This is a genomic window from Asanoa siamensis (assembly GCF_016862555.1).
GTDB classification, from domain to species: Bacteria; Actinomycetota; Actinomycetes; order Mycobacteriales; family Micromonosporaceae; genus Asanoa; species Asanoa siamensis.
The window spans coordinates 1-2,406 of record NZ_BONE01000181.1 but is presented as its reverse complement, the minus strand read 5'-3'; the positions used below and the strand labels follow the sequence as shown (position 1 = coordinate 2,406).

2 protein-coding genes are annotated in these 2,406 nt (G+C 69.3%); both read left to right on the top strand.

Annotated elements, in window-relative coordinates:
* On the top strand, positions 1 to 904 hold a 904-nt coding region (locus tag Asi02nite_RS41070; RefSeq protein ID WP_203719454.1), incomplete at its 5' end, for a fibronectin type III domain-containing protein.
* Between the two features lie 12 nt (positions 905 to 916).
* Positions 917 to 2,406, top strand: a 1,490-nt coding sequence (locus Asi02nite_RS41065) for a DUF4832 domain-containing protein (protein WP_203719453.1), incomplete at its 3' end; no start/stop codon positions are given.

Genomic DNA, 2,406 nt, shown 5'->3' with positions numbered 1-2,406 from the left:
GTGGCGCGACGGTGCGCTGGCCACGACGGTGACGGGCACGTCGTTCACCGACACGGGCCGGACGGCGGGCCGGACCTATCAGTATTCGGTGCGGGCGGTCGACGCCGCCGGGAACGTGTCCGGTCCGTCGGCGACCGTTTCCGGGACGACGTCCGGGTGTTCGGGGGACTGCACGGCGCCGAGCGCGCCGACGCTGTCCGCGCCCGGTAAGAGCGACACGACGGTGTCCCTGTCGTGGACGGCCGCGACCGACAACGTGGGTGTGACGGGCTACGAGGTGTTCCGCGGCTCCACCCTGGTGGGCAGTCCGTCGGGGACCTCGTTCACCGACACCGGGCTCACGGCCTCGACGGCCTACAGCTACACGGTTCGGGCGCGTGACGCGGCCGGGAACCGTTCGGCGGCGAGCAACGCGGTCGCGGTGACGACCGATTCGGCTCCGCAGCCGCCGACGGGGCTGGTGTTGGACAACTTCGACGGGACGCCGGCCTATCCGTCCACGAACGATCTCGGTAAGTGGACCGGTGGGAACTGCTTCCTCGACGGCGGCGGCTCCGGGACGGTGACGGGTGGCGCGTTGACCCTGCGCTACAACAACTGTGGCTGGTTCGGCTCCGACGTCGGCGTCGACCTCAGCTCCCGTACCCACCTGGTCGTGCGGGTCAAGGGCGCGGCCGGTGGCGAGCAGAGCCACTTCAGCCTCGGCCTCGGCGGTGCCACGAAGCTGTTCGCGGACTTCACGTTGGACGGTGGGGCGCACCCGGTGATCACGACGAGCTATCAGGACATCCGCATTCCGATGGCCGCCAACGGGATCAACCGCAACTCGCCGTCGCAGCTCGCCATGGGCTTCTGGTACGGCGGCAGCTCGACCATCTCCATCGACAGCATCACCTTCCAGTAGGGGACGGCCATCATGCTCGCTCGCACCCTGCGGCTGTTCGCCGCGACGGCGCTGGCGGCCGGACTGGGGGCGGTGGCCGTCCCCGCCGCCCCCGCCCGGGCCGCCACCATCACCTACCAGGCCGACCTCGCCACCGCGTTCGCCAACCCGGAGCGCGGCTACCACAACCGCTACGAGATCATCAACGACCCAGCCGTCAACGACTACGTCAACGCGGCCACGATCCCGGGCTTCAACCCGGACCTGCTCGACCGGACGTTCGCCCGCGCGCAGGCCAACAACAACAGGCTGATCCACAGCTACGTCCACCTCGACAAATACCGCGGGGCGCCACTGCCGCAGGCCTTGCTGGACAACCTGGCCTCCGGCCTGGCGGCGGCCCGCACCCAGGGCATGAAGGTCGTGCTCCGGCCCGCGTACACCTGGGACGGGTATGTCAGCGTCGACGAGGCGCGCATCCTGGGCCACATCAACCAGCTCAACGCCGTCATCACCGCCAACGCGGACGTCGTGCTGCACCTGGAGGTCGGCTATCTCGGCGCCTGGGGTGAGTGGCACACCGGCGGGCTGACCAACCCGTCGTCCGTCGAGGAGGCGCCGGCCCGCTACCGCATCATGAAGCGGATCGCCGACACCACGCCGGCTTCCGTGCCGCTCGCGATGCGCTATCCCATCTATGTCAAGGAGGTCGTCGACCCGACGTCGTGCGTCGTGCCCGAGGGCTGCACGCTGACGACGGCGCAGAAGGACCGGATCGGCTTCCACAACGACTGCTTCCTGGCCGACTACAACGACATGGGCACCTACGACAACCCGTCCTGGATGGGCTGGTACTACATCGAGCAGAAGAAGCAGTGGATGTACGACCTGGCCACGTCGGCCGGGCACAACAAGATGGTCGGCGGTGAGACGTGCGGCGCCGACGGCTACAACGACGCCGCCTGCGTCAACGCGCAGACCGAGATGCAGCGGCTCAACTTCACCGAGATCAACGAGGACTACGCGGCCGTCAACACCGACAAGTGGAAGGCGGCCAACCTGGCCGCGGCGGGCAACGACCCGGCCGAGACCTGCTTCGTGCGGATCAAACGCAAGCTCGGCTATCGGCTGCGGCTGCTCGACGCGACGTTCCCGACCACCGTCGCACCGGGCGGCGCGCTGAGCTTCACCGCCCACCTCAGCAACGACGGGTGGTCGGGCCTGATCAAGGCGCGTACGCCGTACCTGGTGCTGGACAACGGCACCAACCGCTACAACCTGCCGCTGAACGGGGTCGACCCGCGAAGATGGCTGGCGGGGGCGAGCACGGTCAGCGCCAACGTGACGGTGCCGGGCGGTGCCGCGGCGGGCACCTACAGGCTGGCGCTCTGGCTGCCCGACCCGAGCAGCGGGCTGCAGTCCCGGCCCGAGTACGCGATCCGGCTCGCCAACGTCGGCACCTGGGACGCTACGAAGGGCTACAACGTGCTCTCCACCGGCGTGACCGTCGGCTCGTGCACCGG